Source organism: Actinoplanes octamycinicus, assembly GCF_014205225.1.
GTDB classification, from domain to species: domain Bacteria; phylum Actinomycetota; class Actinomycetes; order Mycobacteriales; family Micromonosporaceae; genus Actinoplanes; species Actinoplanes octamycinicus.
The window spans coordinates 4,220,935-4,246,577 of record NZ_JACHNB010000001.1 but is presented as its reverse complement, the minus strand read 5'-3'; the positions used below and the strand labels follow the sequence as shown (position 1 = coordinate 4,246,577).

Annotated in this window: 24 protein-coding genes; 13 read left to right on the top strand and 11 right to left on the bottom strand. The window is 73.0% G+C overall.

All coding sequences use genetic code 11. From position 1 onward, the window contains the following. Nucleotides 1-209: 209 nt before the first annotated feature. The 3 genes from BJY16_RS18940 to BJY16_RS18930 form a co-directional block, all read right to left on the bottom strand. Nucleotides 210-1,472 (bottom strand): cation:proton antiporter, encoded by a 1,263-nt coding sequence (locus tag BJY16_RS18940; RefSeq protein WP_185040777.1) that lies wholly within the window; start codon nt 1,470-1,472, stop codon nt 210-212. Between the two features lie 166 nt (nt 1,473-1,638). Then, nucleotides 1,639-2,622, bottom strand: a complete 984-nt coding sequence (locus BJY16_RS18935) for a maleylpyruvate isomerase family mycothiol-dependent enzyme (RefSeq protein WP_185040775.1) — start codon at nt 2,620-2,622, stop codon at nt 1,639-1,641. Then, on the bottom strand, nt 2,619-3,215 hold the full coding sequence (locus BJY16_RS18930; RefSeq protein WP_203759287.1) for a sigma-70 family RNA polymerase sigma factor: 597 nt from the start codon (nt 3,213-3,215) through the stop codon (nt 2,619-2,621). Before BJY16_RS18930 ends, BJY16_RS18935 begins: the two co-directional genes overlap by 4 nt. A 109-nt stretch (nt 3,216-3,324) precedes the next feature. Between BJY16_RS18930 and BJY16_RS18925 the strand changes: the two genes are divergently transcribed. The 9 genes from BJY16_RS18925 (at nt 3,325) to BJY16_RS18885 (ending at nt 11,897) form a co-directional block, all read left to right on the top strand. Continuing rightward, nucleotides 3,325-3,972, top strand: a complete 648-nt coding sequence (locus tag BJY16_RS18925; RefSeq protein WP_185040771.1) for a DUF998 domain-containing protein — start codon at nt 3,325-3,327, stop codon at nt 3,970-3,972. Beyond that, nucleotides 3,969-4,340: a YciI family protein gene (locus BJY16_RS18920; RefSeq protein ID WP_185040769.1), complete on the top strand. Its 372-nt coding sequence runs from the start codon at nt 3,969-3,971 to the stop codon at nt 4,338-4,340. Before BJY16_RS18925 ends, BJY16_RS18920 begins: the two co-directional genes overlap by 4 nt. Beyond that, a complete protein-coding gene (locus tag BJY16_RS18915) occupies nt 4,337-5,617 on the top strand; it encodes an RNA polymerase sigma factor (protein ID WP_185040768.1) in 1,281 nt (426 codons plus the stop codon). The genes BJY16_RS18920 and BJY16_RS18915 overlap by 4 nt, the downstream gene beginning before the upstream one ends. 29 nt (nt 5,618-5,646) lie before the next feature. Further along, nucleotides 5,647-6,435, top strand: a complete 789-nt coding sequence (locus BJY16_RS18910; RefSeq protein ID WP_185040767.1) for an SAM-dependent methyltransferase — start codon at nt 5,647-5,649, stop codon at nt 6,433-6,435. 230 nt (nt 6,436-6,665) lie between these two features. Further along, nucleotides 6,666-8,891: a putative bifunctional diguanylate cyclase/phosphodiesterase gene (locus BJY16_RS18905; protein WP_239177938.1), complete on the top strand. Its 2,226-nt coding sequence runs from the start codon at nt 6,666-6,668 to the stop codon at nt 8,889-8,891. 240 nt (nt 8,892-9,131) lie between these two features. Continuing rightward, the gene (gene lexA / locus BJY16_RS18900; RefSeq protein ID WP_203759295.1) at nt 9,132-9,878 is read left to right on the top strand and encodes a transcriptional repressor LexA; all 747 of its coding nucleotides are present in this window, start codon (nt 9,132-9,134) and stop codon (nt 9,876-9,878) included. 100 nt (nt 9,879-9,978) lie between these two features. Beyond that, nucleotides 9,979-10,269, top strand: a complete 291-nt coding sequence (locus BJY16_RS18895) for a hypothetical protein (RefSeq protein WP_185040765.1) — start codon at nt 9,979-9,981, stop codon at nt 10,267-10,269. Next, nucleotides 10,266-11,048, top strand: a complete 783-nt coding sequence (locus BJY16_RS18890) for an OmpA family protein (RefSeq protein WP_185040763.1) — start codon at nt 10,266-10,268, stop codon at nt 11,046-11,048. The genes BJY16_RS18895 and BJY16_RS18890 overlap by 4 nt, the downstream gene beginning before the upstream one ends. Before the next feature lie 177 nt (nt 11,049-11,225). Next, nucleotides 11,226-11,897, top strand: coding sequence for a DUF6518 family protein (locus tag BJY16_RS18885; RefSeq protein ID WP_185040762.1), 672 nt, complete (start codon nt 11,226-11,228; stop codon nt 11,895-11,897). A gap of 90 nt (nt 11,898-11,987) precedes the next feature. Here the strand turns inward: BJY16_RS18885 and bfr are convergent, their stop codons facing one another. Continuing rightward, entirely contained in the window at nt 11,988-12,470 is a 483-nt protein-coding gene (gene bfr / locus BJY16_RS18880; RefSeq protein ID WP_185040760.1) for a bacterioferritin, read from the bottom strand. A 54-nt stretch (nt 12,471-12,524) separates the two neighbouring features. Then, complete coding sequence (locus BJY16_RS18875) at nt 12,525-12,716, bottom strand: (2Fe-2S)-binding protein (RefSeq protein WP_185040758.1); 192 nt, start codon at nt 12,714-12,716, stop codon at nt 12,525-12,527. Between the two features lie 253 nt (nt 12,717-12,969). Between BJY16_RS18875 and BJY16_RS18870 the strand changes: the two genes are divergently transcribed. After that, a complete protein-coding gene (locus BJY16_RS18870; protein ID WP_185040756.1) occupies nt 12,970-14,349 on the top strand; it encodes a glycoside hydrolase family 6 protein in 1,380 nt (459 codons plus the stop codon). 56 nt (nt 14,350-14,405) lie between these two features. Here BJY16_RS18870 and BJY16_RS18865 read toward each other — a convergent pair whose 3' ends face one another. Next, nucleotides 14,406-15,575: a cytochrome P450 gene (locus BJY16_RS18865; protein ID WP_185046537.1), complete on the bottom strand. Its 1,170-nt coding sequence runs from the start codon at nt 15,573-15,575 to the stop codon at nt 14,406-14,408. A gap of 125 nt (nt 15,576-15,700) precedes the next feature. On the opposite strand from BJY16_RS18865, the gene BJY16_RS18860 reads away from it, so the two are divergent. Continuing rightward, the gene (locus BJY16_RS18860; protein ID WP_185040754.1) at nt 15,701-16,171 is read left to right on the top strand and encodes a hypothetical protein; all 471 of its coding nucleotides are present in this window, start codon (nt 15,701-15,703) and stop codon (nt 16,169-16,171) included. On the opposite strand, the gene BJY16_RS18855 is transcribed toward BJY16_RS18860, so the two are convergent. Further along, the gene (locus BJY16_RS18855; RefSeq protein WP_185040750.1) at nt 16,141-17,307 is read right to left on the bottom strand and encodes a PucR family transcriptional regulator; all 1,167 of its coding nucleotides are present in this window, start codon (nt 17,305-17,307) and stop codon (nt 16,141-16,143) included. The two genes, BJY16_RS18860 and BJY16_RS18855, sit on opposite strands and share 31 nt — an antisense overlap. 126 nt (nt 17,308-17,433) lie before the next feature. Here BJY16_RS18855 and BJY16_RS18850 point away from each other — a divergent pair, with 126 nt between their 5' ends. Both BJY16_RS18850 and BJY16_RS18845 read left to right on the top strand, forming a co-directional pair. Next, nucleotides 17,434-19,647, top strand: coding sequence for an aminotransferase class III-fold pyridoxal phosphate-dependent enzyme (locus BJY16_RS18850; protein ID WP_185040748.1), 2,214 nt, complete (start codon nt 17,434-17,436; stop codon nt 19,645-19,647). Further along, on the top strand, nt 19,648-21,255 hold the full coding sequence (locus tag BJY16_RS18845; protein ID WP_185040746.1) for a xylulokinase: 1,608 nt from the start codon (nt 19,648-19,650) through the stop codon (nt 21,253-21,255). A 228-nt stretch (nt 21,256-21,483) separates the two neighbouring features. On the opposite strand, the gene BJY16_RS18840 is transcribed toward BJY16_RS18845, so the two are convergent. From BJY16_RS18840 to BJY16_RS18825, 4 genes are all read right to left on the bottom strand, one after another. Continuing rightward, the gene (locus BJY16_RS18840) at nt 21,484-21,849 is read right to left on the bottom strand and encodes a hypothetical protein (protein ID WP_185040744.1); all 366 of its coding nucleotides are present in this window, start codon (nt 21,847-21,849) and stop codon (nt 21,484-21,486) included. Nucleotides 21,850-21,868: 19 nt separating this feature from the next. After that, nucleotides 21,869-23,254, bottom strand: coding sequence for a LysM peptidoglycan-binding domain-containing protein (locus BJY16_RS18835; protein ID WP_185040741.1), 1,386 nt, complete (start codon nt 23,252-23,254; stop codon nt 21,869-21,871). Nucleotides 23,255-23,331: 77 nt separating this feature from the next. Then, on the bottom strand, nt 23,332-24,801 hold the full coding sequence (locus BJY16_RS18830) for a hypothetical protein (protein WP_185040739.1): 1,470 nt from the start codon (nt 24,799-24,801) through the stop codon (nt 23,332-23,334). A 9-nt stretch (nt 24,802-24,810) separates the two neighbouring features. Then, nucleotides 24,811-25,590, bottom strand: a complete 780-nt coding sequence (locus BJY16_RS18825; RefSeq protein ID WP_185040737.1) for a peptidoglycan-binding protein — start codon at nt 25,588-25,590, stop codon at nt 24,811-24,813. Nucleotides 25,591-25,643 lie beyond the last annotated feature (53 nt).

Here is a 25,643-nt window from a genome sequence, read left to right as displayed (position 1 = left end):
GCCGGCCGCTGTCCGGCGGCGGGGTCGCGATGAGGGGTGGCCGGCGGAGGGCGTCGGCCGCTGCTCGCGGACCGATCCGGCTGCTTCCCGATCCCCCACCCGCCCAGGGGGAGCCGCCCCAGACCAGTGTGACGCGGAGGGGCGGCCGAGCGAGGCCAGCCTGTGGACAGCGCGCTGATGTGGATAAGTCAGCAGCGACCACCCTCAGGTCAGGGACGCTTCTCCGCGACGCGATGCGGCAGCAACCCGCGCACCGGCAACGGCCCGGATTGCTGCCGCTCCGGCGGCGGATGTTCCACCCCGGCGATCCGTGCCGCGTACCGATCGGCGAGGGGTTTCCCGGTCAAGCCGTGCGCCAGCACGCTGAGCAGCACGGTCACCCCGATGACGGTGACCGCCCGGCCGGCCTCGCCGGGCAGTTCCTCCAGGGCGATCACCGCGAAGATCACCGAGGCCAGCCCGCGCGGCCCGAACCAGCCGAGGAAGGCCACGGTCAGCGCCGGGAGCCGGCTGCCGATCAGCGCGAGCGCCACCGGCAGCATCCGGACCACGGTCAGGCTCAGCGCCGCGTAGAGCAGGTCCGCCCAGCCGGCGCCGCGGAGCACGATCGGCACCGCGACCGCCCCGAAGACCAGCCAGGTCAGCAGCGACATCAGCCCGGCGGTCTGCTCCACGTAGTAGATCTCCCGTTCCTCGCCGCGCCGGGCCACGTGCCCGAACGCCAGCCCGGCCACGAACGCGGCGACGAAGCCGTTGCCGGCCAGCCACAGCGTGCCCGCGTAGGCGACCAGCGTCAGCGCCAGCACGGCCGGCCCGGCGAAGTCCTCGGACGCCCAGCCGCGGCGCCGGGCCAGCCGCAGCCCGCGCCCGCCCACCGTGCCGACCAGGATCCCGGCCCCGGCGCCGATCGCCAGCTCGATCAGCGCGGCGCTCAGGCCGTGCTGGTGGATGCCTTCGGCGGCGATCGCGAGCATCACCACCGGCGTCGCGATGCCGTCGTTCAGCCCGCTCTCCACATTGATCAGCCGGCGGACTCGGTCCGGCACCTCGGGGTTGGTCATCACCGAGGCGCCCAGCGCCGCGTCGGTCGGCGCCAGTGCCGCCCCGACCAGCAGCGCGAGCCAGAACCCGGTGTCGCCGAACAGCCCGAGCGCCAGCAGCGTCCCGGCCACCATGGTGAGCGGCAGCCCGACCCCGAGCAGGCGCACGTAGACGCCGAGGTCGGCGCGCAGCTCGCGGAGCCCGACCCGGGAGGCGTCGGCGAACAGCACCCACACCAGGGTGACCTCGGCCAGCAGCTTGACCGCCTCCGGCGGGACGTCCACCTCGACGACGTGCAGCCCTTCGGCGAGCACCAGCCCGGCGGCGACGAAGACGATCGGCGCGCTCAGGTCGGCGCGGCCCAGCCGGACCGAGAACAGCCCCCAGACGAACACGATCAGCGCGACCGAAGCCACCGCCGCCGCGTCCATGCGGTCACGCTATGCCGGACGCCGCGGGTCGCCGTCATCCCGGACGGGTGAGGACCGCGGCCGGGTCACGGTCCGCCGTCCGGTCCGGATCGCCAGGCGATGATTTCGGTACGCCCTGAGCACCCGGCTGCGGCGGCCGGACCGGGAACCCGGCGATGTCGTGGCCTCAGGGCACCGGGGCCAGGGCGGGCACGGCGGCGAGGAACTCGCGGGCGAGCGCGCCGTCCCCGTCGATCCGCACGTCGAGCCGGGCCGGGTCGCGGCGGGCGCCGGCCAGCCGGCAGAACTCCACCACGTCCAGGGTCAGCTCCGCGGCCGGCCGGACCGCCACCGGGCTCAGCGGGACGGTCCACGTGCCGCCGCCGGGGCCGGTGAGGTGCAGCCGGACCGCGGCCGGTCGCCGGCGGACCACCCGGGGCAGCAACCGGGCGGCCAGGTCGGCCATCGGGTGCACGTGCTCCGGCAGCGGCGGGACGACCGGCCGGCCGGTCGCCGCGGCGATGTCCTCGCCGTGGATCCAGGTCTCGTACGCCCGGGCGGTCATCGCGTCGGCCAGCGGCAACGGCTGGCCCAGGAAGACCGCCGCCACCTCGGGACCGGTCACCAGGGACCGGCACACCGCGTCCGCCTGGGCGCGCCAGGAGCGGCGGGTCTGCTCGGCCGGGCGGTCCCGTTCCCGGCGCAGCACTGTCTCGGTGCGGACGGTCAAGGTCTCGCCGGGCCGGGCCGGCGGCTCGACCGGCAGCCCGAGCGCGGCGGCCACCAGCCCGTCCACGGCGGCCAGGTGGGCGAGCAGGTCGTGCACGGTGAGCTCGCCGTAGGCCGTCCGCCGCCACTCCGCCGGGGTCAGCCCGGACAGCAGCAGGTCCAGCGCGGCGACCTGGGCGGCGTACGGCCCGGCGGCGGAGACCGTCGCGGTCGCCGGCGGCCGGCGGTCCCGGGCGGTGGCCAGCAGCCGGTCCAGCGACCCGGGCGGCGGCCGGAACTCGGCGCCCCCGATCGCGGCGGCCGCCTCGCGCAGCTCCCGGGCCTCCCGGGCGCACACCGGGCAGCTGTCCAGGTGTGCCTCGACGAGCAACTCCTCGTCGGGTGGGCAGGCGTCCAGCGCCCACGCGCCGAGCAGCTCGGCGACCTCCTCGTGGCGGTTCATCTCGCCTCCCCGTCGTGCAGCGCCTCGGCCAGCCGGCGCAGGGCCTCGCGCAGCCGGGATTTCGCGGTGCCCTCGGGCAGGCCCAGCTCGGCGGCCACCTCCCGGTAGGTGCGGCCCTCCAGGTAGGCCAGGGTGACCGCGCGGTCCAGGTGCTCGGGCAGCTCTCGCAGCGCGGCGGCCAGCCGGGCCTTGGTGTCGGCCGCCGACACCTGGTCGCCGACCGGGTCGCCGCCGCTGACCGCCCCGGCGTGCAGCCGGCCGTCCCGCGCGGTCCGGCGCTGCGCCTCCTCGCGGCGGACCAGGTCGACCGCCCGGCGGTGGGCGAGCATCGCCAGCCAGGCGCGCAGGCTGCCCTTGGCCGGCTCGAAGGCGTGCGGGTGCTGCCAGACCGCCAGGAACACCTCCTGGGTGACGTCCTCGGCGGCCGGGCCGTCCCGGGTCACCCGGGCGGCGATCGTGTAGACCAGGGCGCTGAACCGGTCGTGCAGGTCGGCGAGGGCGGTCTGGTCGCCGAACACGAGGCGGTCACGCAGCCGCGCGTCGTCCTCGGCCGCGTCGGTGGCACGCTTCTCCAGCACGGCGCTCACCTCCACCTCCGGCCACTGTAGCCCTCCACGTATGTGACCCAGGTCACTTGCCAGCGTTGTCATGATGTCCGCAGTGGCTTCGAGGTACCGGCAGACAACCCACCGGGAGGACCTCATGACCGCCATCGCCGCAACGACCGCCGAACCGATCACCCGGACCCGGCCCGGGACCCGTGCCCTGCTGCTCGCCGGTGCCTGGGCCGGGCCGCTCTTCGTCACCTCGTCGCTGGCGCAGCTGCTCACCCGCGACGGCTTCGACCTGCGCCGGCACCCGCTCAGCATGCTCCAGCTGGGCCACCTCGGCTGGCTGCAGACGCTCACCTTCGTGCTGACCGGGCTGGGCATCGTCGCGCTGTCCGTGGCCCTGGCCGCCCCGGGCCGGCGGACGCTCGCCGTCTTCCTCGGCCTCTTCGGCGCCGGGCTGGTCGTCGCCGGGCTGGTCGCCCCGGACCCGGAATACGGCTTCCCGGCCGGCGCCCCGGCCGGCCGGGCCGAGCAGATGTCCGGGCACGCCGTCGCGCACGCCACCGCGGCGGTGCTCGCCTTCACCGCCCTGGCCGGCGCCTGCGTCGTCCACGTCGTCCGGTCGATCCGGCGGCGGGCGGTCGCGCCGGCGGTCCTCAGTGGCCTGGTGGCGCTGGTGCTGCTGCTGCCCACGCCGGCCGCGCACGCGAGCGTGCAGCTCGCGGTGACCGGCCTGATCTCGTTCGCCTGGACCACCGCGCTGGCCCTGTCGGCGCTGACCGGAAGGACCGTCCGATGAAGTTCCTGCTGCTCGCCTACACCCCGGCCGACGCCTGGGACGCCGCGGACGCCGGCGCCGGCTCCGAGGACGCGATGGCGGCGTTCGCCGTCTACCAGAAGTTCCAGCAGGAGCTGACCGAGACAGGCGAGTTCGTCGGCAGCGAGGGGCTCGGCCATCCGGTGGTGAGCACCACGGTGCGGCGTACCGACGACGGGGTGATCGCCACCGACGGGCCGTTCGCCGAGCTCAAGGAGGTGCTCGCCAGCTACGCGGTGATCGACTGCGTCAGTCAGGAACGCGCCGTCGAGATCGCCGGCCGGATCGTCGCGATCCTGGGTGAGCCGATCGAGATCCGCCCGATCATGTGCGCGGACCTGGCCGGGTGACCAGCACCGGCCGGGCCCTGGAGCACCTGCTGCGCACCGAGGCGCCGCAGGTGCTCGGCGCGCTGGTCCGCCGCTTCGGCCACTTCGACCTGGCCGAGGACGCGGTGCAGGAGGCGCTGCTGGCGGCGAGCCGGCAGTGGCCGGCTGCCGGGGTCCCGGCCGATCCGCGCGGCTGGCTGATCCGGATCGGCTACCGCCGGTTGGTCGACCTGCTCCGCGCCGACCAGGCCCGCCGGCAGCGCGAGCACCGGGCCGCGGTGCTCGCGACCGCGCCGGCCGGACCGGCCCCGGCGGTCGACGACAGCGTCACCCTGCTGCTGCTCTGCTGCCACCCGGCCCTCGACCAGGCCGCCCGGGTGGCGCTCACGCTGCGCGCGGTGGGCGGCCTGAGCACCGCCGAGGTCGCGCACGCCTACGGGGTCGGCGAGGCCACCATGCGGACCCGGATCAGCCGGGCGAAACAGCGGCTGGCGGCGGCCGGTGCCCGGTTCACCCCGCCGGTCGACGCGGACCGGGCGGCCCGGCACGCCGCCGTCCTGCAGGTGCTGTACCTCATCTTCAACGAGGGCTACCTGGTGTCCCGCGGCGACCAGCTCGGCCGGGTCGACCTGGCGCACGAGGCGATCCGGCTGGCCCGGATGCTGCGCGCCGCCACGCCAGCCGACACCGAGGCCACCGGGTTGCTGGCGCTGATGCTGCTCACCGAGGCGCGGCGGCCGGCCCGGACCGGCGCCGACGGCCGGCTGGTGCCGCTGCCCGAGCAGGACCGGTCGCGCTGGGACGCCGGGCTGGTCCGGGAGGGTGTCGCGCTGGTCGAGGGGGTCTGGGGCGAGCCGGACGCCGGGCCGTACCGGATCCAGGCGGCGATCGCGGCGGTGCACGCCACGGCCGGCACCGCGGCGCAGACCGACTGGCCGCAGATCGCCGCGCTCTACCGGGGCCTGGAGCGGGTCAGCCCGACCGCGCCGGTGCGGCTCGGCCGGGTGGTCGCGGTCGCCCAGGCGTACGGGCCGGAGCGCGGGCTGGCGCTGCTCGACGAGCTGGACCGGCGGCACGGCCTGTCCACCCAGGAGCTGACCCGGCAGCGGGAGCGGGCGGTCCGGGCGCACCTGCTGGAGATGACCGGGGACAGCGAGGCGGCGGCCGGGCTCTACCGGGAGGCGGCCGGGCTGACCGGGAACACGGTGGAACGGCGGTACCTGATCGGCCGCGCGTACCGTCTCGGTACTGATTGGCCCGGTGGGGTAGCCGAGGCACCGCCCGATGTGTCAGGTTGAAGCCCCGACGAACGTTTCTAGGAGTTCGCATGCCACCGCGCGACCTGCAGACGGATCGTCCGCACTCGGCCCGGATCTACGACTACCTGCTGGGCGGCAAGGACAATTTCGAGGCGGACCGGCGGGCCGCCGAGGAGATGCTGAAACACACCCCGAAACTGCCGGTCTCGATGAACGCGAACCGGCGCTTCATGGTCAAGGCGGTGCGGCACCTGGCCGAGCGGGGCTTCCGGCAGTTCCTCGACGTGGGCACCGGCCTGCCGACGCATCCGAACCTGCACGAGGTGGCGCAGGGCACCGCCCCGGACGCCACGGTGATCTACGTGGACAACGATCCGCTGGTGCTGGCGCACGCCCGGGCGCTGCTCACCCCGGTCGGCACCGGGACGGTCGCCTACCTCGACGCCGACCTGCGCGAGCCGGACACCATCCTCGGCGCGGACGCGGTCACCGACGGCTTCGACCTGACCAGGCCGGTCGCGGTCAGCCTGATCGCGGTGCTGCAGCACGTGGTCGACGACGACCAGGCCCGGGACATCATCGCCCGGCTGATGGCCCCGCTGGCGGCCGGCAGCGCGCTGGCGATCTCCGCGGTCACCGTGGAAAATGACCCGGCCGGCGTCGGCACCGTCCGCACCTACAACCAGAACGGCGTCCCGGTGGTGGCCCGCACCCGGGCCGGCGTGGAGGCGCTGTTCACCGGCTTCGACCTGATCGAGCCGGGCGTGGTCCCGGTGCACCACTGGCACCCGGTCGCCGAGGACCGCAAGGTCGACGACGCCGACGTCTACATGTACGGCGGCGTCGCGATCAAGTAGGACGCCGCCGCGAGGTCCGGTGCTCGGCGACCACCAGCTCGGTCAGCTCCTCCACGGAGGTGCCGGCGGCCCGCTCGTCTGCGCTCCGGACCGGGCGGGTGCTCGACGACCTCGGCGACACCGGGCTGGCGTGGCGCTCGTCCTGGAGCGGATTTCGCCCCGGTCCTCAACTAGGCGGCGTCCCGGCCGATCTCCCGACATGCGGTAGGACGCACGGACGGGAGGCGAGTGTGACGGCGGCGCGTTGGCGAGCCTGGTACGCCCCGGTCGCCGTTGTCATGGCGGTGGCCGAGGTGCTGCTGGTGCTGCTCGGCACCCACACCGGCCTGCCGCTGGTGCTGGTCTGGCTGCCGGCCGTCACCGGGCTGGCGATGGCGGTCACCGGGTTCCGCGCCGCGGCGGCCGGCACCGACGGCCCGCTGCGCGCCTTCTGGCGCCGGGTCGCGCTCGCGATGGGCGGGGTGCTCGCCGCCGGGGTCAGCCAGACCGTCGACGTGCTGACCGTGCCGAACACCGGGATGCCCCCGCTCGGCGCCCGCACCCTGCTGCTCTACCTGATCGGCACGGTCCTGGCCATCGCCGCGCTGCTCCGGCTGCCCGGCGGCGGCCGCAGCTGGCGCCAGCTGACCACCGCGGTCCTGGACGTGGCGGTGGTCGCGGTCACCGGTGGCATCGCCGCCTCCCAGTACGTCGACTGGTTCGTGGACCGGTTCGGCGTCTCCGCCCAGGCCTGGTGGCTGAACATCGCGATGATGGCGATCGCGGTCGCCGGCGTGGTGGTGGTCGTGAAGATCATGTCGGCCCGGCAGAGCCCGGTCCCCCGGGCCGCGCTGTGGTGGCTGGCCCCGATCGGCCTGGCCGGACCGCTCTCCACCGTCCTGATGACGCTGCTCAAGCCGTGGCCGCACCTGAACGGCAGCGCCGCGGTGCTGCCCTTCGTCGGCCTCTGCGGCGCGCTGGCCGCGCACGCGCAGCACCGGCACGCGGCGACCGCCCGCCCCCGCCGGGTGGTCGGCCTCGCCGGTCACCGTCGCGGCACCGCGGTCCCGCTGGTCGCCACCGTGCTGGTGACCGTGCTGCTCGTCGTCGTCCGGCTGCGTACCGGCCATCTCAGCACCGTCCAGGTGACCGGCACCGCGCTGCTGCTCCTGCTGGTGGTGGCCCGGCAGGCGATCGCCCTGGCGGAGAACGGCACCCTGCTGCGCACGGTCGCCCGCCAGGCCATGCACGACGAACTCACCGGCCTGGTCAGCCGCCGCTGGTTCACCGCGGCGGTGGCCGCCGCCGAGGGGCCGCACACCGTGGTGCTGCTCGACCTCAAGGAGTTCCGCGAGATCAACGACAGCCTCGGCCCGGCGGCCGGGGACGCCCTGCTGATCGCGTTCGGCGACCGGCTCACCGCGCTCGCCGGCCAGGACGCCGTGGTGGCCCGGCTCGGCGGCGACGAGTTCGGCGTGCTGCTGCCCGGCACCGACCGGTCCGGCCCGCTGCTCGCCGTGAACACCGAGCCGCTGCACGCGGCCGGCCACGACGTCCTGGTCGACCTGTCGATCGGCGTCGCCGAGGGCGACACCGGCCTCTACCGGCAGGCCGAGATCGCCCTGCGCGAGGCCGCCGCCGGCGGCATCCGCCTGGTCCGGTACGACGCCTCGCTGGAACGCCGGCTCACCCAGCGCGCCACCGTCGCCGCCGAGCTGCGCCGCGCCCTGGCGAACGGCGAGTTCCACCTGCTCTACCAGCCGATCGTGGAACTCCCGCACGGCCGGATGACCGGCGTCGAATCGCTGATCCGCTGGACCCGCCCGGACGGCCGGACCGTCCCGCCGACCGAGTTCATCCCGGTCGCCGAGGACACCGGCCTGATCGTCGAACTCGGCGCCTGGATCATCGACGCGGTCTGCGCCCAGGCCGCCGCGTGGCAGCGGCGGCACGGCCCGGACGCGCTCACCTCGATCGCGGTCAACGTCTCCGCCCGGCAGCTGGTCGACCCGGCCCTGCCGGACATCGTCGCGGCCGCGCTCGCCCGGCACCGGGTCCCCGCCCACCGGCTGACCATCGAGATCACCGAGACCGCGGTCTTCGGCGGCGGCCGGGCACTGGCCACCGTGACCGCCCTCGCCCAGCTCGGCGTCAGCATCGCGCTGGACGACTTCGGCACCGGGCACTCCTCGCTCGGCCTGCTGCGCACCTGCCCGGTGAACGCCATCAAGGTGGACAAGTCGTTCGTCGACGGGCTCGGCGGCACCCCGCAGCAGGAGGCGATCGTCACCGCGCTGACCGGGATCGCCGAGACCATGGGTCTGCGCACCGTCGCCGAGGGGGTGGAGACCGCCGACCAGGCGCGCCGCCTCTTCGAACTCGGCTACCGCCACGCGCAGGGCTTCCTGTTCGCCCGCCCGCTGCCGCCGGCCGCGATCGACGCACTGCTCGCCCAGCCGCACCCGGCCGCCGCCTGAACCCCCTGTCCGGTACGCCCGCAGCGCCCGCCCCGCGCGCAGTCCCGCGTCCACCCCTCCGCCGGGCCGCTCGGGGCACGGCCCGCCACGCGCGCTCGAACTGGTCGCTCCGGTGGCGGCTCGATCCGCCAACTCGACAGCCCCCGCCCACCCAGGGGGCCGCCCCGAAGACAGTGTGGCGCGGAAGCGGATTCGTCCGAGGCGGCCCTGTGGACAACGCGCTGATGTGGATGACCCCGGCTGAGCCACGCAACCGGCGTTGCCGCGGACGAGGCGGAACCACGAAAGAGGCGCGCCCGGCGAGCCCGTTCGCCGGGCGCCGGGGCGATCAGGCAAGATCGTCGGGTGCTTGCGGATGACGACTTCGACGACTCGATCCTGACCGAGCGGCAGCGCCGGATCCTCACCGTCATCCGGGACCACGCCCAGCGGCACGGCTACTCGCCGTCCACCCGGGAGATCGCCGACGCGCTCGGGCTCGCCTCCACCTCGACGGTGGCGCGGCACCTGCGGGTGCTGGAGGAGTACGGCCTGCTGCGCCGCGGCCGGGCCACCCGGCCGGTGGACATCCGGATGTTCCTGCCGCGCGCCGAGCGGACCGGCGACCGGCCGGCCACGATCGGCGTCCCGGTGCTCGGCGAGATCGCCGCCGGCACGCCGATCCCGGCCCAGGAGACCGCCGACGAGGTGCTGTCGCTGCCCCGGGACCTGGTCGGCCGGGGCACCCTGTTCGCGCTCCGGGTCCGCGGCGACTCGATGATCGACGCGGCGATCTGCGACGGCGACCTGGTGGTGGTGAAGCAGCAGCCGGAGGCGTACAACGGCGACATCGTGGCCGCGATGATCGACGACGAGGCCACCGTCAAGGTGTTCCGCCGCCGGGGCGGTCACGTGATCCTGGAACCGCGTAATCCGGCCTACGCCGACATCGACGGCGACCACGCGGTGATCCTCGGCAAGGTGGTCTCGGTCCTGCGCAGCGTGTGACCGCAAAATTGCGGAAACAAATGGCCGCCATTCCGTAGTGGATGGGGCACGCACCGCATTTTCTCCGCGCATTTTGCGCGCGGCAAAACGAGCCGATACGATGATCATCACAGGGCCGTTCCGGGAGGTCATGGTGACCTGGTTCGTCGGCCAGTCGCTCGTTTTCCTGGCGCTCGCGTTCCTTCTCGGCCTGGTCACCGGGCGGTTGACCGCGAGTCGTGACGACAAGCGTTTCCTTCCCGGCAAACCGCCGGAATCGCCGATTCCAGCAGGGAATGCGACCACGGGAAACGACCGATCGGAACCCGTCGCGCATCCGGCTCCCGTTCCGCGCCGCCGCCCGTCACCGCGCCCCACTCCCGCCGACACCGGGCCGGAGACGACCCGATGATCGCGGTGGTCCGCCCGGGCCCCAGCCGCCGGCCGCGACTGTCCGGGAAGGCCCGCCGCCGCCTCGCCGTCCTGCTCCCGGTCGCCGGCCTGGCCGCCCTGCTCGCCGCCCAGCTCGGCCCGAACCGGCACCGCATCGAGAACGACCTCGAACGCCGCTGCGCGCAGGCCCTGACCGCTGCCGGTCAGCCGGCCGCCGAGGTGACCTTCACCGGCCGCGACGGCGTGGTGGTGGTCGGCTCCGCAGCGGACGCCGACCGGGCCCAGCGGATCGTCGCGGCGGTCGACGGCGTCCGCACGGTCCGCGCCGAGGTCGCCTCGACCCCACCGGTCCGCACCGAGGTCGAGCCCACCGAACCGGTCGGCACCCCACCCGCCCCGACGGCGGGCACCCCGCCCACCGCGTCGGCGCCCACCCCGTCGACCGCCGACTTCCGGGCTCAGCTGTCCGCGCTGCCGCCGCTGACCTTCCCCACCGACGGCGCCGAGCTGACCGCCGCCTCGCGGGCGTCGCTGCACCGGATCGCCGCGCTGCTCGCCGCCAACCCGAGCGTCCGTCTCCGGCTCGAGGGCCACACCGACTCCCGCGGCTCCCGCCGGACCAACCTGCGGCTGAGCCGGCAACGCGCCGAAGCGGTACGCGCCGTCCTGCTCGCCGACGGCGTGGCCGCGCACCGCCTGACCGTCGCCGCCTACGGCGAGACCCGCCCCCTGGTCCCCGATGACACTCCGGCGCACCGTGCCCGGAACCGCCGCGTGGAGCCGATCGCCACCGGCTGACCGGTCGGCCGCGTCCGGTGGAACCAACCGCGGGACGGGCCGATGCCCAGCCGCGGCCGGAACCGCCGGGGCCGGCCGTGACCAGGGGGAAGGTCGGCCGTTCGGCAGAGGCGCCGGCGGCGCGGGTCCGACCGTGGTGCGATGTGCCGGGCCGGTCCGGCTCCTAGGCTCGATGCCATGACGATCGACCAGCGCACCGCCTCCCGGCCCGGCACCCCGACCCGCCGGGCCACCTCCGCCACCCTGCTGGCCCTGGCTGCCGGGGTGCTGCTGGGCGCGCTGGACTTCGTCTGGATCAAGGTGGTCCCGGCCCCGCTCGGCGATCTGGGGAATTCGATCGCGGTCTGGGCGGTGGCCGCCTTCCTGTTCACCCTCCGGGCCCGCTGGACTCTGCCGGTCAGCCTGCTCGCCGCGGTGGTCCTGCTGGTCACCGCGGTGCCGAGCTACTACCTGGCCGCGGCGCTGATCCAGCACGACGACTGGTCGAATCTGCACGATGCGAACGCGGTGCTCTGGGCCGGCTTCGGGGTGGTGGCCGGGCTGGTCTTCGGCGCCGGCGGCGCGCTGGCCCGCGGCCGGGGCCGGCTGCCCGAGTCGTTCCGGGACGTGGCGCTGGCGCTGCCCGGCGCGGTGCTGTTCGCCGAGGCCGGGTTGCAGGCCACCCGGATCGGCAACCCCGACTACTCGACCGGTGGCCAGGCGGCGGCGATGGCCGTACTGGTAACTCTGGGTCTCGGGGTGACCGCCTGGGTGGCGCCCACCTGGCGCCGCCGCGGTCTGGTCCTGATCTACGCGCTGCCGCTGACCGCCGCCGGGTTCGCGCTGCTCAGCGTCGCCGGTTTCCGCTGATCTCCGGGCGGGCCGCCTCCCCACGGCCCACCACACCGCCTTCGCGCGGCTGATGAGGAAGCCGCCATGAGAAGGCCGCCGCCGGGCGGATCAGCCGGCTTCCGGGTGCTCCGTGACGTTCTGCAGGTAGAGCGGCTCGCCGAGCTTCTCGATCAGGCTGAGCTGCGTCTCCAGGTAGTCGACATGGTGCTCCTCGTCGGCCAGGATGTCCTCGAAGATCCGGGCGGACGTGATGTCACCGACCGAGCGCATGTACTCCAGGCCGCGGCGCAGCCGGTCGACCGCCTCCACCTCGATCTTCATGTCGCACTCGAACTGCTCCTTGACCGTCTCGCCGATCCGCAGCGCGAACAGCTTCTGATAGTTCGGCAGGCCGTCGAGGAAGAGGATCCGGTCGGTGAGCACCTCGGCGTGCCGCATCTCGTCGATCGACTCGGCCCTGGTGTGTTTCGCCAGCACGGTGTAACCCCAGTTGTCCTGCATCTTGGCGTGCAGGAAGTACTGGTTGATCGCGGTCAGTTCCGCGGTGAGCTGCTCGTTGAGGAACTCGATGACACGGGCGTCACCTTGCATGCCAAATACCCCCAAATATGGCGATCTGGGGAGTAAGCCTACTTCCCGTAACGACTAGGCAGCGGAGGGTAGCAGCGTGTCGGCGGTCGCCTCCTCCTCGATCAGCTCACCGATCCGGTCCAGGCAGCTGCCGCAACCGGTGCCGGCCCCACAGGCGTCGCCGACCGACTCCTCCGTCCGGGCGCCGCACTGGATCGCGGAACGGACTTCACGCTCACGGACGTGGTAACAGATACAGACGTACACGGGGCGACCTCTGATGGTTAGGCTTACCTAGCTTAGGGTGCCCTAAAAGTGCTGGTCACGCAATTGCCGATCTAGTCGCGACCGCCACACGAGCGGTCACCGGGCGGCACCCGAGGGGCGCTTCCCAGGCGCCGGGAGCACACCGTCCCACTGACGGAAGCCGGGACATCGAGTCGTACGGATTGCTAACCGATGTCGATGCCGTTACGTTGGGAGCGCTCCCAGTAGGCCTTCTCCCCTTCGGAAGGAAGCCATGTCCCCCGTTTCCCCGCACCGCAGATGGCTGGCGGCGGCCGCCGCCGGCGCCACCGTGGCGACCGGCGCCGTGCTCCTCGCGGCCGGTACCGCCGAAGCCGGCACGATCAGCGGCACCCTCTACCGGGAAGCGGACGGCACCGCCGTCGCCCGGTGGGTGGCCGCCAACCCCAACGACTACCGGACCGCGGCGATCCGCGACAAGATCGCCAGTCAGCCGGCCTCGCGCTGGCTCAGCAACTTCAACCTGAACACCATCGGCTCCGAGGTGTCCGGCTACGTCGGGGCGGCCAACGCGGCCGGGCAGATCCCGGTGCTGACCGCGTACGGCATCCCCAACCGCGACTGCGGCGGCGCCAGCGCCGGCGGCGCGCCGGACCTCACCCAGTACCAGACCTGGATCTCCTCGATCGCCCGCTCGCTGGGCAACCGGACCGTGATCGTGATCCTGGAACCGGACTCGATCGCGCTGCAGACCTGCCTGAGCGCGAGTGAGATCACCGCCCGGGACAACACGCTGGCCACCGCCACCCGCACCCTGAAGGCGGGCAACCCGAACGCCAAGGTCTACCTGGACGGCGGGCACTCCACCTGGAACAGCGCCACCGAGCAGGCCAACCGGCTGGCCGCGGCGGGCGTGGCGGACGCCGACGGGTTCTACACCAACGTCTCCAACTTCAACCCGACGTCGAGCGAGACGGCGTTCGGCCGGGCGGTCATCAACGCGCTGAACGGGCGCGGCATCACCGGCAAGCGCCAGGTGGTGGACACCAGCCGGAACGGCGGAGCGGCCGGTGACTGGTGCGGCGACGACAACACCGACCGGCGGATCGGGAACTACCCGACCACCACCACCAACGACGGCAACGTGGACGCCTTCCTCTGGGTGAAACCGCCGGGCGAGGCGGACGGCTGCCGGTACGCGGCCGGCTCGTTCCAGCCCGACCTGGCCTACAGCCTGGCCAACGGGGCGCCGAACCCGCCGGTGACCAGCTCGCCGACCCCCTCGTCGCCGTCGCCGTCGGCCTCGTCGTCGATGCCGTCCGACCCGCCCCCGTCCTCCTCGTCGCCGTCGGTACCGTCCGGGGCCGGGTGCACGGCGGCGTTCAAGGTGACCAGCTCGTGGTCCGGCGGCTACCAGGCGAACGTCACGGTGACCGCCGGCAAGGCGATCAGCGGCTGGACCGTCTCCTGGACGCTGGGCACCGGCCAGGCGATCAGCCAGGTGTGGAACGGGACGCTGACCACCAGCGGCTCCGCGGTCTCGGTCCGCAACGTGTCGTGGAACGGCACCCTGGGCGCCGGCGCCACCGCCGAGTTCGGCCTGATCGGCAGCGGCGCCGTCACCACCCCGGCGGTGACCTGCACCGCCGCTTGACCCTCCGACGCGAAGGCCCGTCCCGCTGCGAGGTGCGGGGCGGGCCTTCCCCATTCCTAGACCAGGGTGACCGGCAGCGCGTCGTAGGACGGGATCAGCACCTCGCGGCGGTAGCGGCGGCCGCGGATCGCCCACGGGCGGCCGGTGTCGAGCAGGGTGCGGAGCAGACCGGTGATCTCGGCGCGGGCGACCGGCGCGCCCAGGCAGAGGTGGCGGCCCGCGCCGAACCAGAGCTGCCGCTGCTCCGGGAGGTAGCCGCGGTCCAGGTCGAAGCCGCCGGCCGCGTTGTTCGCGGTCCAGGTCAGCATCAGCACCCGCTCGCCGGCACGCAGCCGGCGGCCGTCGATGGTGACGTCGGCGGCGACCGCCCGGCCGATCAGCGGGGCCGGCGTGGTCACCCGCAGGCCCTCGCGGACCGCGTCGGCCAGCAGGTCCGGCTCGGCGCGGAGCCGGTGCTGCGCGCCGGTGTCGTGCAGGATCGCCACGGTCCGGGCCATCGCGCTGGCCGCGGTCTCGGTCCCGGCCACCATCAGCAGGGTGGCCAGCCCCTCCGCCTGCTGCTGGGTCAGCCCCAGGTCACGGCAGCGGCCGAGGACGGTCTCCGCGGGCGCGGTCCGCCAGGAGCCGGCCACGTTGGCGGTCAGCCGCCCGACGATCTCCTTGGCCCGCCCGATCGTCTCCGGCGGGAGGTGGGTGCTCGCGGTGGTCCCGAGGGCCAGGGCGGCGAGTTCCTCGCCGGTGGCGAAGATCTCCCGGTACGACTCGTCGCGGTCGGCCACCGGCAACAGCAGCAGGTCGGCGACGATCCGGCCGACCAGGACCCGGGCCAGGTCGGCGACGTCGACGCTGCGCCCGGCGCGCAGCTCCGCCCCGGCCCGCGCCAGCCGCGGGCCGATCACCCGGTCGGTGAGCCGCCGGGCGCTCTCGTCGGTGAACAGGTCGCGGGTCCGGGACCGCAGCTGGTGGTGCCCGGGCCCGTCGAAGATCTCGTAGACCCAGTCGCCGAGCACCTGCGCCCACAGGTGCCCGACGCCGCCCTCGCCGAGCAGCGTGAAGTGCTCCGGATCGTTGAGGATCCGCCGCGCGGTCAGCGGGTCGGCGGTCACCCAGCCGATCCGCGGCACCTTCCGCAGCCGCCGGGCCAGCCGGCCGGCGGTCAGCAGCATCGGCAACCTCGGGTGCGCGGCGGCAAGCACCCGGAACTCATGACGCGAGGCGGTGTCCATCACCCCGTCATCATGGCCGTACCCGGCCAGCGCCCGGGCCGGCCACCGGCCGTCACCCGAGCGGGATGCCGCTGCGGGGCCGGGTGGCTTGGTAGCGTCGGCGGCATGCGGGACGGAAGCCACCGGTGAGCGCGCGCCGGCAGGCGCTCGGGTGTGCGACCGGGCTGGGGTGCGGGGTGGTCATCCTGGTGCTGACCGCGGCGCCGCTCGCCCTGGTCTGGGTGATCCTGCGCTGGGCCGGGGCCGGGGTGCCGAGTCTGAGCGGGGTGCTGGACGGGCCGCCCGGCGGGGCCGGCTGGCTGGTGCTGAGCACCCTGGCCGGGCTGACCGTGCTGGTCGCCGGCGCCGGGCTGGTGGCCTGGATGGTCCTCAGCGACCAGGTGCCGTCGCCCGCGCCGTGGCGGCTCTACCTGGCCTGGCTGGTGCCGCTGTTGCCGGTGCTGAGCACGGTGTCGATGATCGCCGCCTGGATCTGCTACGCGACCGGGCAGCCGGAGACGGCCCGGCTGCTGGCCGCCGGGCCGTGGATCTGCGGGCTCGGGCTGGCGGCCGTCTCCGCCCTGCTCTACAGCGCCCTGGTGGCGTACGACCGCTGACTGAGCACCAGCAGCAGCTCGAACCGGGCGGCCGGGTCGTCCAGGTCCGGGCCGAGCAGGTCGCGCAGCCGGTTCAGCCGGTAGCTGACCGTCTGCGGGTGGACGTAGAGCTCGGCGGCGACCGCGCCGCGCGAACCCCAGTGCCGCAGCCAGCAGGCCAGCGTGTCGAGCAGCTGGTCGCGCTGGCCGGGGCGCAGCCCGCCGAGCGGGGCCAGCCGGCGGGCGGCGAGCGCGGCCAGCGCGCCCGGCTCGCCACGCAGCGCCAGCGCGGCGAAGTGGTCCTCGACGAAGACCGGCGCCGGCCCGGTGCCGATCAGCTCGGCGGCCCGCTCGGCGAGCCGGACCGCCTCGGGCACCTCGGTCCAGGAGAGCACCGGGCCGACCACGGCGTCGCGGCCGGCCAGGGCCTCGGCCAGCGCGGACCGTTCGGCGCGCGGGCCGGAGCGGAGCAGCAGCACGGCGTCCCCGGCGCGCTCGGCGACCACGCCGTCCGCGGCGAACCGGAACCGGGCGTCCCGGGCCTGGTCCGGCGGCAGCAGCACCGGGACGATCCGGTCCGGGGCCGGCCAGCCGATCGCGGTGACCGCCTCGCGGACCACGTCGGCCGGCACGCCCCCGCGCAGCAGCAGGTCGGCGGCCCGGCGGCGGCGCCGGTCGCCCTCGCCGGCCTGCTCGCGCAGCTGCCGGGCCAGCCCGTCGGTACAGGCCGCGGCGAGCTCGTCGACGAACGCGCTGGTCGCGTCGGACAGGTCGATGATCTCGTCGACGGTGACCGGGCGGGACTCGGCGAGGGACTGGGAGGCGGTCCGCAGCAGCACCCGCGCGGCCGTGCGCAGGGCGCCGAGGAGCAGCTCCGGGCCCCGGTTCTCGCGGGCCTCGGCGGCGCCCAGGGCGACGAACACCTCCCGGATCCGTGGGGGCAGGGCCGGCTCGTCGGTGCCGGCCAGGTCGAGAAAACCCTCGATGGCGACCTGCACGGCCGTACGCAGATCGCGGTCGAATTTGGCTTTCGAGGTATCCGCGAGCGCCGGGTTCGCCGCGGTGACCGCGTCGGCGATGGCCGGGACGGCGTCCGGCAGGCGGGGCCGCATGGCGGTCGCCAGGTCAGCCGGCACGCGCCGCCACGGGGTCGTCATCGCCGAATTTTGTCACCCGGTGATAACAACCGGGGTGCAGATTGCTGGCCGGGACACGGTGCCTCCTCCCCGGGCCGGGGCGACGATGGTGTCGGTCACACCCGACGCACCAGGATCGGACCCGCCGTGAAACACCGACTGTCCCGCCAGCACGTGGTCGACATGTGCCGGACGATGCTCGACCGTGGATACCTGAAGGCGACCGAGGGCAACGTCTCGGTCCGGATCCCCGGCCACGAGCTGTACGCCGTCACGCCGAGCAACTACGACTACGACAAGATGCGCGTCGAGGACGTCTGCATCGTCGACTTCCGGGGCAAGCACGTCCCGGACGAGGACGGCGCCGGCGGCCTGGTGCCGTCGATCGAGTGCGGGATGCACGCGAACATCTACCGCGAGCGGCACGACGTCAACGCGATCGTGCACACCCACCAGCCGTACGCCTCCGCACTCGCCTTCCTCCGCAAGCCGATCCCGGCGCTCACCGACGAGCAGGTGCGCTTCCTCGGCAAGGAGGTGGCGATCATCGACTACGCGCCGTCCGGCACCGGCTTCCTCGCCAAGAACGTGCAGAAGAAGGTGGCGAGCGGGGACAACGCGTTCATCATCGCGAACCACGGCGTGGTGGCGCTGGGCACCGACCCGTCGCGGGCGGTGTTCACCATGGCGCTGCTGGAGAAGGTGTCGATCGCCTATCTGATGGCGCTGACCTCGGAGGCCGGGAAGGTCTACACGATTCCGGCGGCGATCCGGGAGATCGCTTTCGGCAAGCTTCGCAAGGACGAGAAGCGGATCGCCTCGCAGATCGTGGACGCGGTCGAACCGATCCGGGTCCCTTCCGACGAGCCGCTTCCCAGCGTGTCCGAAGTCCCGGACACGGCGCCGGAAGAAGACCACGGCTACATGATCAGCGAGTACCTCGACGTCCCGGACACCATGCGCCGGCTCAAGGCCCTGGTCGCCCAGCCGGTGCGCGGGCTGCGGCACGACGCCCTGCTGGACACGCTGAACTACTTCGAGACCAAGTGCCGGGCCAGCAAGGAGATCACCGAGCGGGCCAGGAAGCGGATCCCCGGCGGCGTCCAGCACAACCTGGCCTTCAACTACCCGTTCCCGCTCGCCATCGACAAGGCCGAGGGCGCGCACCTGACCGACCGGGACGGCAACGTCTACATCGACTTCCTGCAGGCCGGCGGCCCGACCATCCTGGGCAGCAACTACGGCCCGGTGAACGAGCGGGTGGCCGCGGTGATCAAGGAGAGCGGCCCGGTCACCGGCCTGTTCCACGAATACGAGCTGAAGCTCGCCGAGATCATCAACAAGTACATGCCGCACATCGAGATGTACCGGTCGCTGGGCTCCGGCACCGAGGCCGTGATGGCGGCGGTCCGGGCGGCCCGGGCGAAGACCGGCAAGAAGATGGTGATCAAGGTCGGCGGCGCGTACCACGGCTGGTCCGACACCGTGGTCTACGGGCTGCGGGTGCCGGGCAGCTTCCGGATGAACGCCAAGGGCATCCCGTGGGGCGCCACCGGCCGCACCCGCGAGGCGTTCCCGCACGACCTGGGCACGCTCAAGCGCAAGCTGATCGAGAACCGGCTGCGCGGCGGCACCGCCGCGGTGATCGTCGAGCCGTTCGGGCCGGAGTCCGGCACCCGGCCGGTCCCGCACGACTACAACGCGGCGGTGCGCAAGCTGTGCACCGAGTTCGGCGCGATGCTGATCTTCGACGAGGTGGTCACCGGGTTCCGCACCGGGATGGGCGGCGCGGCCGGCTACTTCGGGGTCACCCCGGACCTGACCGTCTTCGGCAAGGCCGTCTCCGGCGGCTACCCGATGGCCGGCGGGGTCGGCGGGCGGGCCGACATCATGAGCGTGTTCGGCTCCGGCCTGGACGGCAAGAGCGGCGCGCACATCCAGGTCGGCGGCACCCTGTCGGCGAACCCGCTGTCCTGCGCGGCCGGGTACTTCGCGATCCAGGAGATGGCCCGGACCAACGCGCCGGTGATCGCCGGCCGCGCCGGGGACCGGCTCACCCGGGGCCTGCAGCGGCTGATCGACAAGTACGGGCTGCCCTACGTGGCGTACAACCAGGGGTCGATCGTGCACCTGGAGTGCAGCGGCGTGATGCTGCTCGACATGCGCAGCCCGATCAAGCTGCTCAAGGAGAACAAGGCGCGCAAGACGCTGATGGAACAGATGGGCGCGGCGTACGCGGCGCACGGCATCATCACCCTGGCCGGCTCCCGGATGTACACCTCGCTGGCCGACACCGACGAGGTCATCGACGACGCGCTCGCCCGGTTCGACCAGGTCTTCGCCCTGGTCGAGGGGGTCTAGATGGCGATCGCGCCGCAGGTGCTGGCGATCGACCTGGGCACCTCCGGGATGAAGGCGGCCCTGGTCGCCGCGGACGGCACGGTGACCGGCTGGGCCGAGCGCCCGGTGCCGCTGCGGGTGCTGCCCGGCGGCGGCGCCGAGCAGGACCCGCTCGCCTGGTGGGATGCCCTCGCCGAGGTGGTCGCCGACCTCGGCCGGGACCACCCGGCGCACCTGCGCGCGGTCACCACGATCTGCTCGTCGACCCAGGGCGAGGGGACGATCGCCGTCGACGCCGCGGGTGAGCCGCTCACCCCGTGCATCAGCTGGCTGGACATGCGCGGAGCGCCGCACCTGCGTCGCCAGTTCGGCGGCTTCCCGTCGTACGACGGCATCTCGATCGTGAGAATCGCCCGGTGGCTGCGGCTGACCGGGGGGATGCCGTCGATCACCGGCAAGGATCCGGCCGCGCACATGCTGCTGGTGCGCGACGAGATGCCGGACGTGTACGCGCGGACGAAGACCTTCCTGAACGTCCTGGACTGGATCAACCTGAAGCTGACCGGGCGGACGGTGGCCACCGTCGACTCGATCCTCACCTCGTGGGTCACCGACAACCGCAAGGCGACCGCCATCCGGTACGCGCCGTCGCTGGTCGCGGCCAGCGGGATCGACCGGGACAAGTTCCCGCCGATCGTGACATGCACCGAGGTGATCGGCACGCTCGCCCCCAGCGCTGCCGATCACCTCGGCCTCCCCGCCTCGATCCGGGTGGTGGCCGGGGCGATCGACAACACCGCGGCGGCGATCGGCGCCGGCACTGTGCGGGACCACGAGCCGCACCTCTACCTGGGCACCTCGTCGTGGATCGCGGCGCACGTGCCGGCCAAGAAGACCGACGTGGGCAGCGGGATCGCGTCCATCCCGTGCGCGCTGCCGGACCGCTACCTGATGACCGCGCTGCAGGCCACCGCCGGCGCGAACCTCACCTGGCTGCGCGACAAGATCGTGGAGTACGACGACCCGCTGCTCGCCGCCGGGCACATCAGCCGGGACGAGGGCACCATCTTCGACGCCTTCGACAAGATCATCCCGAGCGTGCCGGCCGGCGCGGACGGCGTGCTCTACATGCCGTGGCTCTACGGCGAGCGGGCGCCGGTCGACGACCCGCATCTGCGCGCCGGCTTCCTGAACATCTCCCTGGAGACGACCCGGTCCGACCTGCTGCGGGCGGTGTTCGAGGGGGTCGCGCTGAACACCCGGTGGATGGCCAAGGCGGTGGACCGCTTCCTCGGCGCGCCGGTGTCGTCGATGGTGATCACCGGCGGCGCGGCCCGGTCCCGCTCGTGGTGCCAGATCTTCGCCGACGTGCTGGACATCGAGATCCGCCGCGACGCGAACCCGGTGCAGGTGAACGCGCGGGGCGCCGGCTGGATCGGCGCGGTCGGCACCGGCATGATCGCCTTCTCCGACATCCCGGACCTGGCCCGCAACGACGAGGTCTTCGAGCCGGGCCCGGACCGCGCGGTCTACAGCGACATCTACGAGGTCTACACGCAGCTGCACAAGCGGCTGGCGCCGGTCTACAAGCGGCTGCACCGCGCGACCGGCGGCCCGCACCGCCCCTGATCCGGATGCCTCGACCGGTCAGCGCATCCGACCCGGACCGCGCCTGAACCGGATGCCTCGACCGGTCAGCGCATCCCGCCAGGCCGCGATGCGGTCCGGCTCGCTTTTCGATGCGGACCGTGGTGCGATTTTCACGGTACGACTCGGCGCACCGTGCCAGTCGGCCCGCGAGGCCCGGCCCCCGCACGACCGCTACGCGCGTCGTGCGGGTCCGGCTGTCCGTCGCGGTCAGACCGCCGGGCGGTGGGCGCGGGTCTCCTGCCAGTACTCGCAGCGCCACGTCTCGGTGTACCGGGTGTAGACCCGGACCACCTGCACGTCGTCGTCGTCGCTGATCCCGTCCCAGGTGCAGGTGGTGGTGACCACGCCGAGCTTGCTGTGCAGCCAGCCGTGCTCGGCGGAGACCCGCACCGGGCGGCCGGGACCCGCCTCGATCTCCTCGACCACCTCGTCGACACCCCGGACCGGCGTCTCCGGGTCCCACGACCGGCGGGTGAACCCGGAGCTCACCAGTTGCCGGAACTCGTCGTCCCAGCCGGCCGGCTTCGCCACCAGCCCGCTCAGCCGCCGGTCGAAGTCGAGGAGCTTGTCCATGTCGTCCACGTTCGCCCCTTCACGGGATGACCAGTCGCTGCCCGACCTTGATCTTGTTCGGGTCGGTGATGTGGTTGGCGTCGGCGATCTTCTTCCACCGCTTCCCGTCGCCGTACATCATCCGGGCGATCTTCCACAGGGTGTCCCCTTTGGCCACCGTGTACTGCCGCTTCGGGACGGGCGCCGGGGTGGGCGCCGGCGCCGCGGGCACCTCGTCGTTGGGCGGCAGGGTCGGCAGCTGCTGGAGCAGCCAGCCGATCACCTGGATGCTGCCCGGCGGCCCGGAGAGCACCCCGTTGGCGATCTTGCCGGCGACCGCGAACGGCCCGAAGCTGGTCGCGGTGGCCGACGCCTCCACGTCCTGCGCCGACCAGTTGCTGGTGATCGTGAAGTTGCGGATCGCGAGCAGGCCGGTCGGCAGCCAGCCCAGCGAACCGATCGCATTCGCCGCGCTGAGACCGCCCCGGCTGAGCCCGACGGCTTCCCAGGTGACATCGGTCAGGAAGGGCCAGAACAGCCAGGGCCGGTCGATACGGACCAGGCACGCGTCGAACGCGACCGTCGTCTGCGCACTGGTGGTGGCCGCCTTCACCGGCGCGTTCTCCAGCAGCCGCCGTTTCGCCAGCATCCGGTCGGCGATCGACACCTTGATCAGGTCCGCCGGGAGCGGACGCAGGACGGGTTTCGCCACGGCGCCGGGAACCGCGGTGAACTGCACCGGCTCGACCGGATCGCCACGTTGCAGCTGGGCGGCGCGGCGCAGCACGTCAGCGGTGGGCAGCTTGCGCACCTCCGCCGCGGGCAGCTGGACCGCCTTGCCGATCTGCGCGTCGTCCGGCGCCAGCCGCCATTGGAACGTCTTCACCGCCGGGGCCTGGTCGGAGCCGGCGATGGGGAACGAGCGCGACTGCCACCCGGCGGAGTTGCCCAAGTCGTACCAGTTGATCGGAGCCGGGGTGGAGAGCCGGACCGAATCGCCCTGTCCGGTCACCGAGGCGACCGAGTGCTTCTCCCAGACCGCAGTCGCCTCCGCCTTGAGCACGCTGACAGCGGTGATCCGGTGTTCCCGGGCGGGACCGGGCAGACTCGCCGGCAGGTACGGCTCGGCCGCGTCGACCAGCCGGTGGAAGTACGTGGTGTCGATGTCGATCTCGGAGAACGTGACGTCGTCGTCCCCGTCCTCCACCCCGATCGGCACCCGGTTGACCAGATCGGAGAACCGCTCGATCGCCATCTCCGGCGAGATGCCCAGCTCCGGGTGGCCGGGCACCATGAAGTCCGCCTCGGTCAGGGTGACGCCGAACCGGTCGAAGCGGAACGCCACCTGCGCGCCGGGCGGGGTGCCGAACTCGGCTTTGGCCCAGTCCTGGACGGGCTTGAGCAGTGATTGGGTGAGCAGACCCACGGCGATGTCCTTCCGGAGATCGGCCAGACAGAGGGACCGGGCCGCGGAGGGAGGTCGCCCCGCGGCCCGGTGGTCGATTACTGCATGAACTCCGAGGAGTCGTGCGCCGGCGAGGCCGGCAGGATCTCCGACACGTAGCCGACCAGCTGGATGCCGGGGCTCTTCAGCCGCTCGCCGCTGGAGTCGGCCTCGAAGTCGTGCTTCTGGCTGCGGTGCTCGTACGAGCCGTTGAGGGCGAAGCAGGCGTAGCCGACCGACGCGCTGGCCGAGGTCGACGACGTCTTGTCGGCCCACTCCTTCTTCCAGTTCGTCCAGCCGATCTCGAAGTCCTTGACCAGGATCAGGCTGGTCACGATCGACGGCAGGAACACCTCCTGGCCGGTCGCCGGCAGCTCCTGGGACATGGTGCCCCGGGAGATGGTGTGCTTCGGGTAGTCACCGAACAGGAACCAGTTCTTCAGCGAGAGCAGCGAGGTGTCGACACCGACCCGGTTGATGTCGACCACCGTGTACTTGAACCGGATGTCCAGGGAGTCGCCCTGGATGTTCAGGTTGCTCTGGGTCTTCTCGTTGGAGAACGAGCCGCCGACACTCCAGAAGCCCAGGTTCAGGCCACCGCCCGCCTTGATCGCGGTGCTCGACGACGAGCTGTGGCTCTCGTTGTGCAGGTCGGTCTTGGTGTAGTCGTACCAGCCGGTGTCGTCGTCGGCGACGCACCAGGACTCCGGGCTCAGGATCACGTACGGGATGTTGCCGACGCTCGGGAAGTTGAGCAGGCTGTTCTCCCAGCGACGCTTGGCCCGGGCGATCAGCGCGATGGCCGGGTCGGTGCCCTGCGCGGCCAGCGTGGCCAGCGCCTTCTCCACCTCGCTCTTGGCGCCGAAGCCCTGCCACTCGTCGAACGCCGAGTCCACGTCGTCCTGGTAGAGCTTGCCCTCCTGGGGGAACCGGCCGAGCTTCTTCGGGTCGGTCAGCGCGGCGCTGTACGCCCGGTTGTACGCCTTCACCGCCGTCCGGTACTTCTCCCGGTAGTCCAGGTACTTCTGGTACTTCGCGGTCGGGTTGTCGTCGGCGTCCATCAGGAACGCGCGCGCCTTGTCGTACGCCGCCTTGAGCTCGGGTTTGATGTCGGTCTTCGGCGGGATGCCGTTGGCGCCCGTCATGATCGCCCACCAGGAGTCGGCGATCGACCGGTTGGTCGGCATCACCTGATAGGTGTTGCTCATCCGCAGCTTGGCGTCGGTGAGCAGGAAGGTGTTCAGGTAGCTGCGCTGCGCCCGGGTGATCCCCTCCAGCTCGGCGTCGATGTTCGCCTGCTCGCTGCCGGTCTTCTCGGCGTCCGCCGGGGAGGCCGGCGCGGTCTCCGGTCGCGGCTTGTTCAGGTTCACCCCGACCGGGCTGAACGGGTTGGCGTAGTCCTCGGTCCGGATCGGCAGGCCGACGTTGCGGAAGGACACGAAGTAGCCCTCCTGCATCTTCTGGGTCTGCGGATCCACCCCGACGGCTTTCATCTCGAGATCTCTGAGGATCTTGAAGGCATCCGGCATGGTGTCCCCCTAGATGAGGATGAAGTCCTTGTCGTCGTACGACCGGGTCCGGGCGCAGACCTCGTAGCCCTCGCGCTGCCCGGCGTCGTTGGTGTTGCCCTCGATGGTGTCGAAGGTGCTGTCGTGCACCTCGGTCACGACGCCCGTGTGCGTCCAGTCGCCGGGCACCCGGCGGACCAGGAAGATGCTGCCCGGGGTGAGCTTGCCGGCCGCCTCGCTGCCGGCCAGGAAGACACCGGCCTGGGTGGCCTGCGCGGCCAGGGTGTCGCAGGAGACCGAGCCGGTGATCGGCTTGCCGGCCTTCAGCGACTGGGCGGCCTGGTCGAGCAGGAAGGTGACGAAGCCGGCGCACCAGGCGAACGCCTCGCCCTCCCGGCCGCTCATGTAGAGCCGCACCCACGGGCCGCTGTTCGGGCCACCGACCTCGCGCGGGTGCGGTTCGAGGTGGGCCTTGGCGTACTCGACGACCGCCTCGGCGAGCGGGACCGACCGGGTGACCCGCTGCTTGAGCACGCCGACCATCGGCGCCACCAGCCGGTCGAAGGTCTGCTGGTCGACGGTGCTGGTGGTGGCCAGGCCGTGATCGGACTGGAAGGCGGCGACCGCGCGGCCGGTGGCCGGGCCGAAGATCCCGTCCACCACCACGCCGTGGTCGTGCAGGGTGAGCCACTCCTGGACGCGGCGCACCGCGGTGCCGCGGGAGCCGTTGGCGACCGGGCCGCCGAACTCGACCTCGGTACGGATGAAGCTGGACAACGAACTGGTGTTCTGCGTGAAGATGTTCGCCATCTGGTCCTCCCCGGACAGATGTGCGGAGCGCCGATGGGCGCGACGAATGGTGT

What these genes read in the sequence shown, in the direction of transcription:
- BJY16_RS18830 (WP_185040739.1), bottom strand. Translation starts at nt 24,801, where the DNA reads ATGCCGGATGCCTTCAAGATCCTCAGAGATCTCGAGATGAAAGCCGTC.
- BJY16_RS18925 (WP_185040771.1), top strand. Translation starts at nt 3,325, where the DNA reads ATGACCGCCATCGCCGCAACGACCGCCGAACCGATCACCCGGACCCGG.
- BJY16_RS18935 (WP_185040775.1), bottom strand. Translation starts at nt 2,622, where the DNA reads ATGAACCGCCACGAGGAGGTCGCCGAGCTGCTCGGCGCGTGGGCGCTG.
- BJY16_RS18845 (WP_185040746.1), top strand. Translation starts at nt 19,648, where the DNA reads ATGGCGATCGCGCCGCAGGTGCTGGCGATCGACCTGGGCACCTCCGGG.
- BJY16_RS18920 (WP_185040769.1), top strand. Translation starts at nt 3,969, where the DNA reads ATGAAGTTCCTGCTGCTCGCCTACACCCCGGCCGACGCCTGGGACGCC.
- BJY16_RS18940 (WP_185040777.1), bottom strand. Translation starts at nt 1,472, where the DNA reads ATGGACGCGGCGGCGGTGGCTTCGGTCGCGCTGATCGTGTTCGTCTGG.
- BJY16_RS18895 (WP_185040765.1), top strand. Translation starts at nt 9,979, where the DNA reads ATGATCATCACAGGGCCGTTCCGGGAGGTCATGGTGACCTGGTTCGTC.
- bfr (WP_185040760.1), bottom strand. Translation starts at nt 12,470, where the DNA reads ATGCAAGGTGACGCCCGTGTCATCGAGTTCCTCAACGAGCAGCTCACC.
- BJY16_RS18890 (WP_185040763.1), top strand. Translation starts at nt 10,266, where the DNA reads ATGATCGCGGTGGTCCGCCCGGGCCCCAGCCGCCGGCCGCGACTGTCC.
- BJY16_RS18885 (WP_185040762.1), top strand. Translation starts at nt 11,226, where the DNA reads ATGACGATCGACCAGCGCACCGCCTCCCGGCCCGGCACCCCGACCCGC.
- BJY16_RS18910 (WP_185040767.1), top strand. Translation starts at nt 5,647, where the DNA reads ATGCCACCGCGCGACCTGCAGACGGATCGTCCGCACTCGGCCCGGATC.
- BJY16_RS18865 (WP_185046537.1), bottom strand. Translation starts at nt 15,575, where the DNA reads ATGGACACCGCCTCGCGTCATGAGTTCCGGGTGCTTGCCGCCGCGCAC.
- BJY16_RS18870 (WP_185040756.1), top strand. Translation starts at nt 12,970, where the DNA reads ATGTCCCCCGTTTCCCCGCACCGCAGATGGCTGGCGGCGGCCGCCGCC.
- BJY16_RS18855 (WP_185040750.1), bottom strand. Translation starts at nt 17,307, where the DNA reads ATGACGACCCCGTGGCGGCGCGTGCCGGCTGACCTGGCGACCGCCATG.
- BJY16_RS18825 (WP_185040737.1), bottom strand. Translation starts at nt 25,590, where the DNA reads ATGGCGAACATCTTCACGCAGAACACCAGTTCGTTGTCCAGCTTCATC.
- BJY16_RS18840 (WP_185040744.1), bottom strand. Translation starts at nt 21,849, where the DNA reads ATGGACAAGCTCCTCGACTTCGACCGGCGGCTGAGCGGGCTGGTGGCG.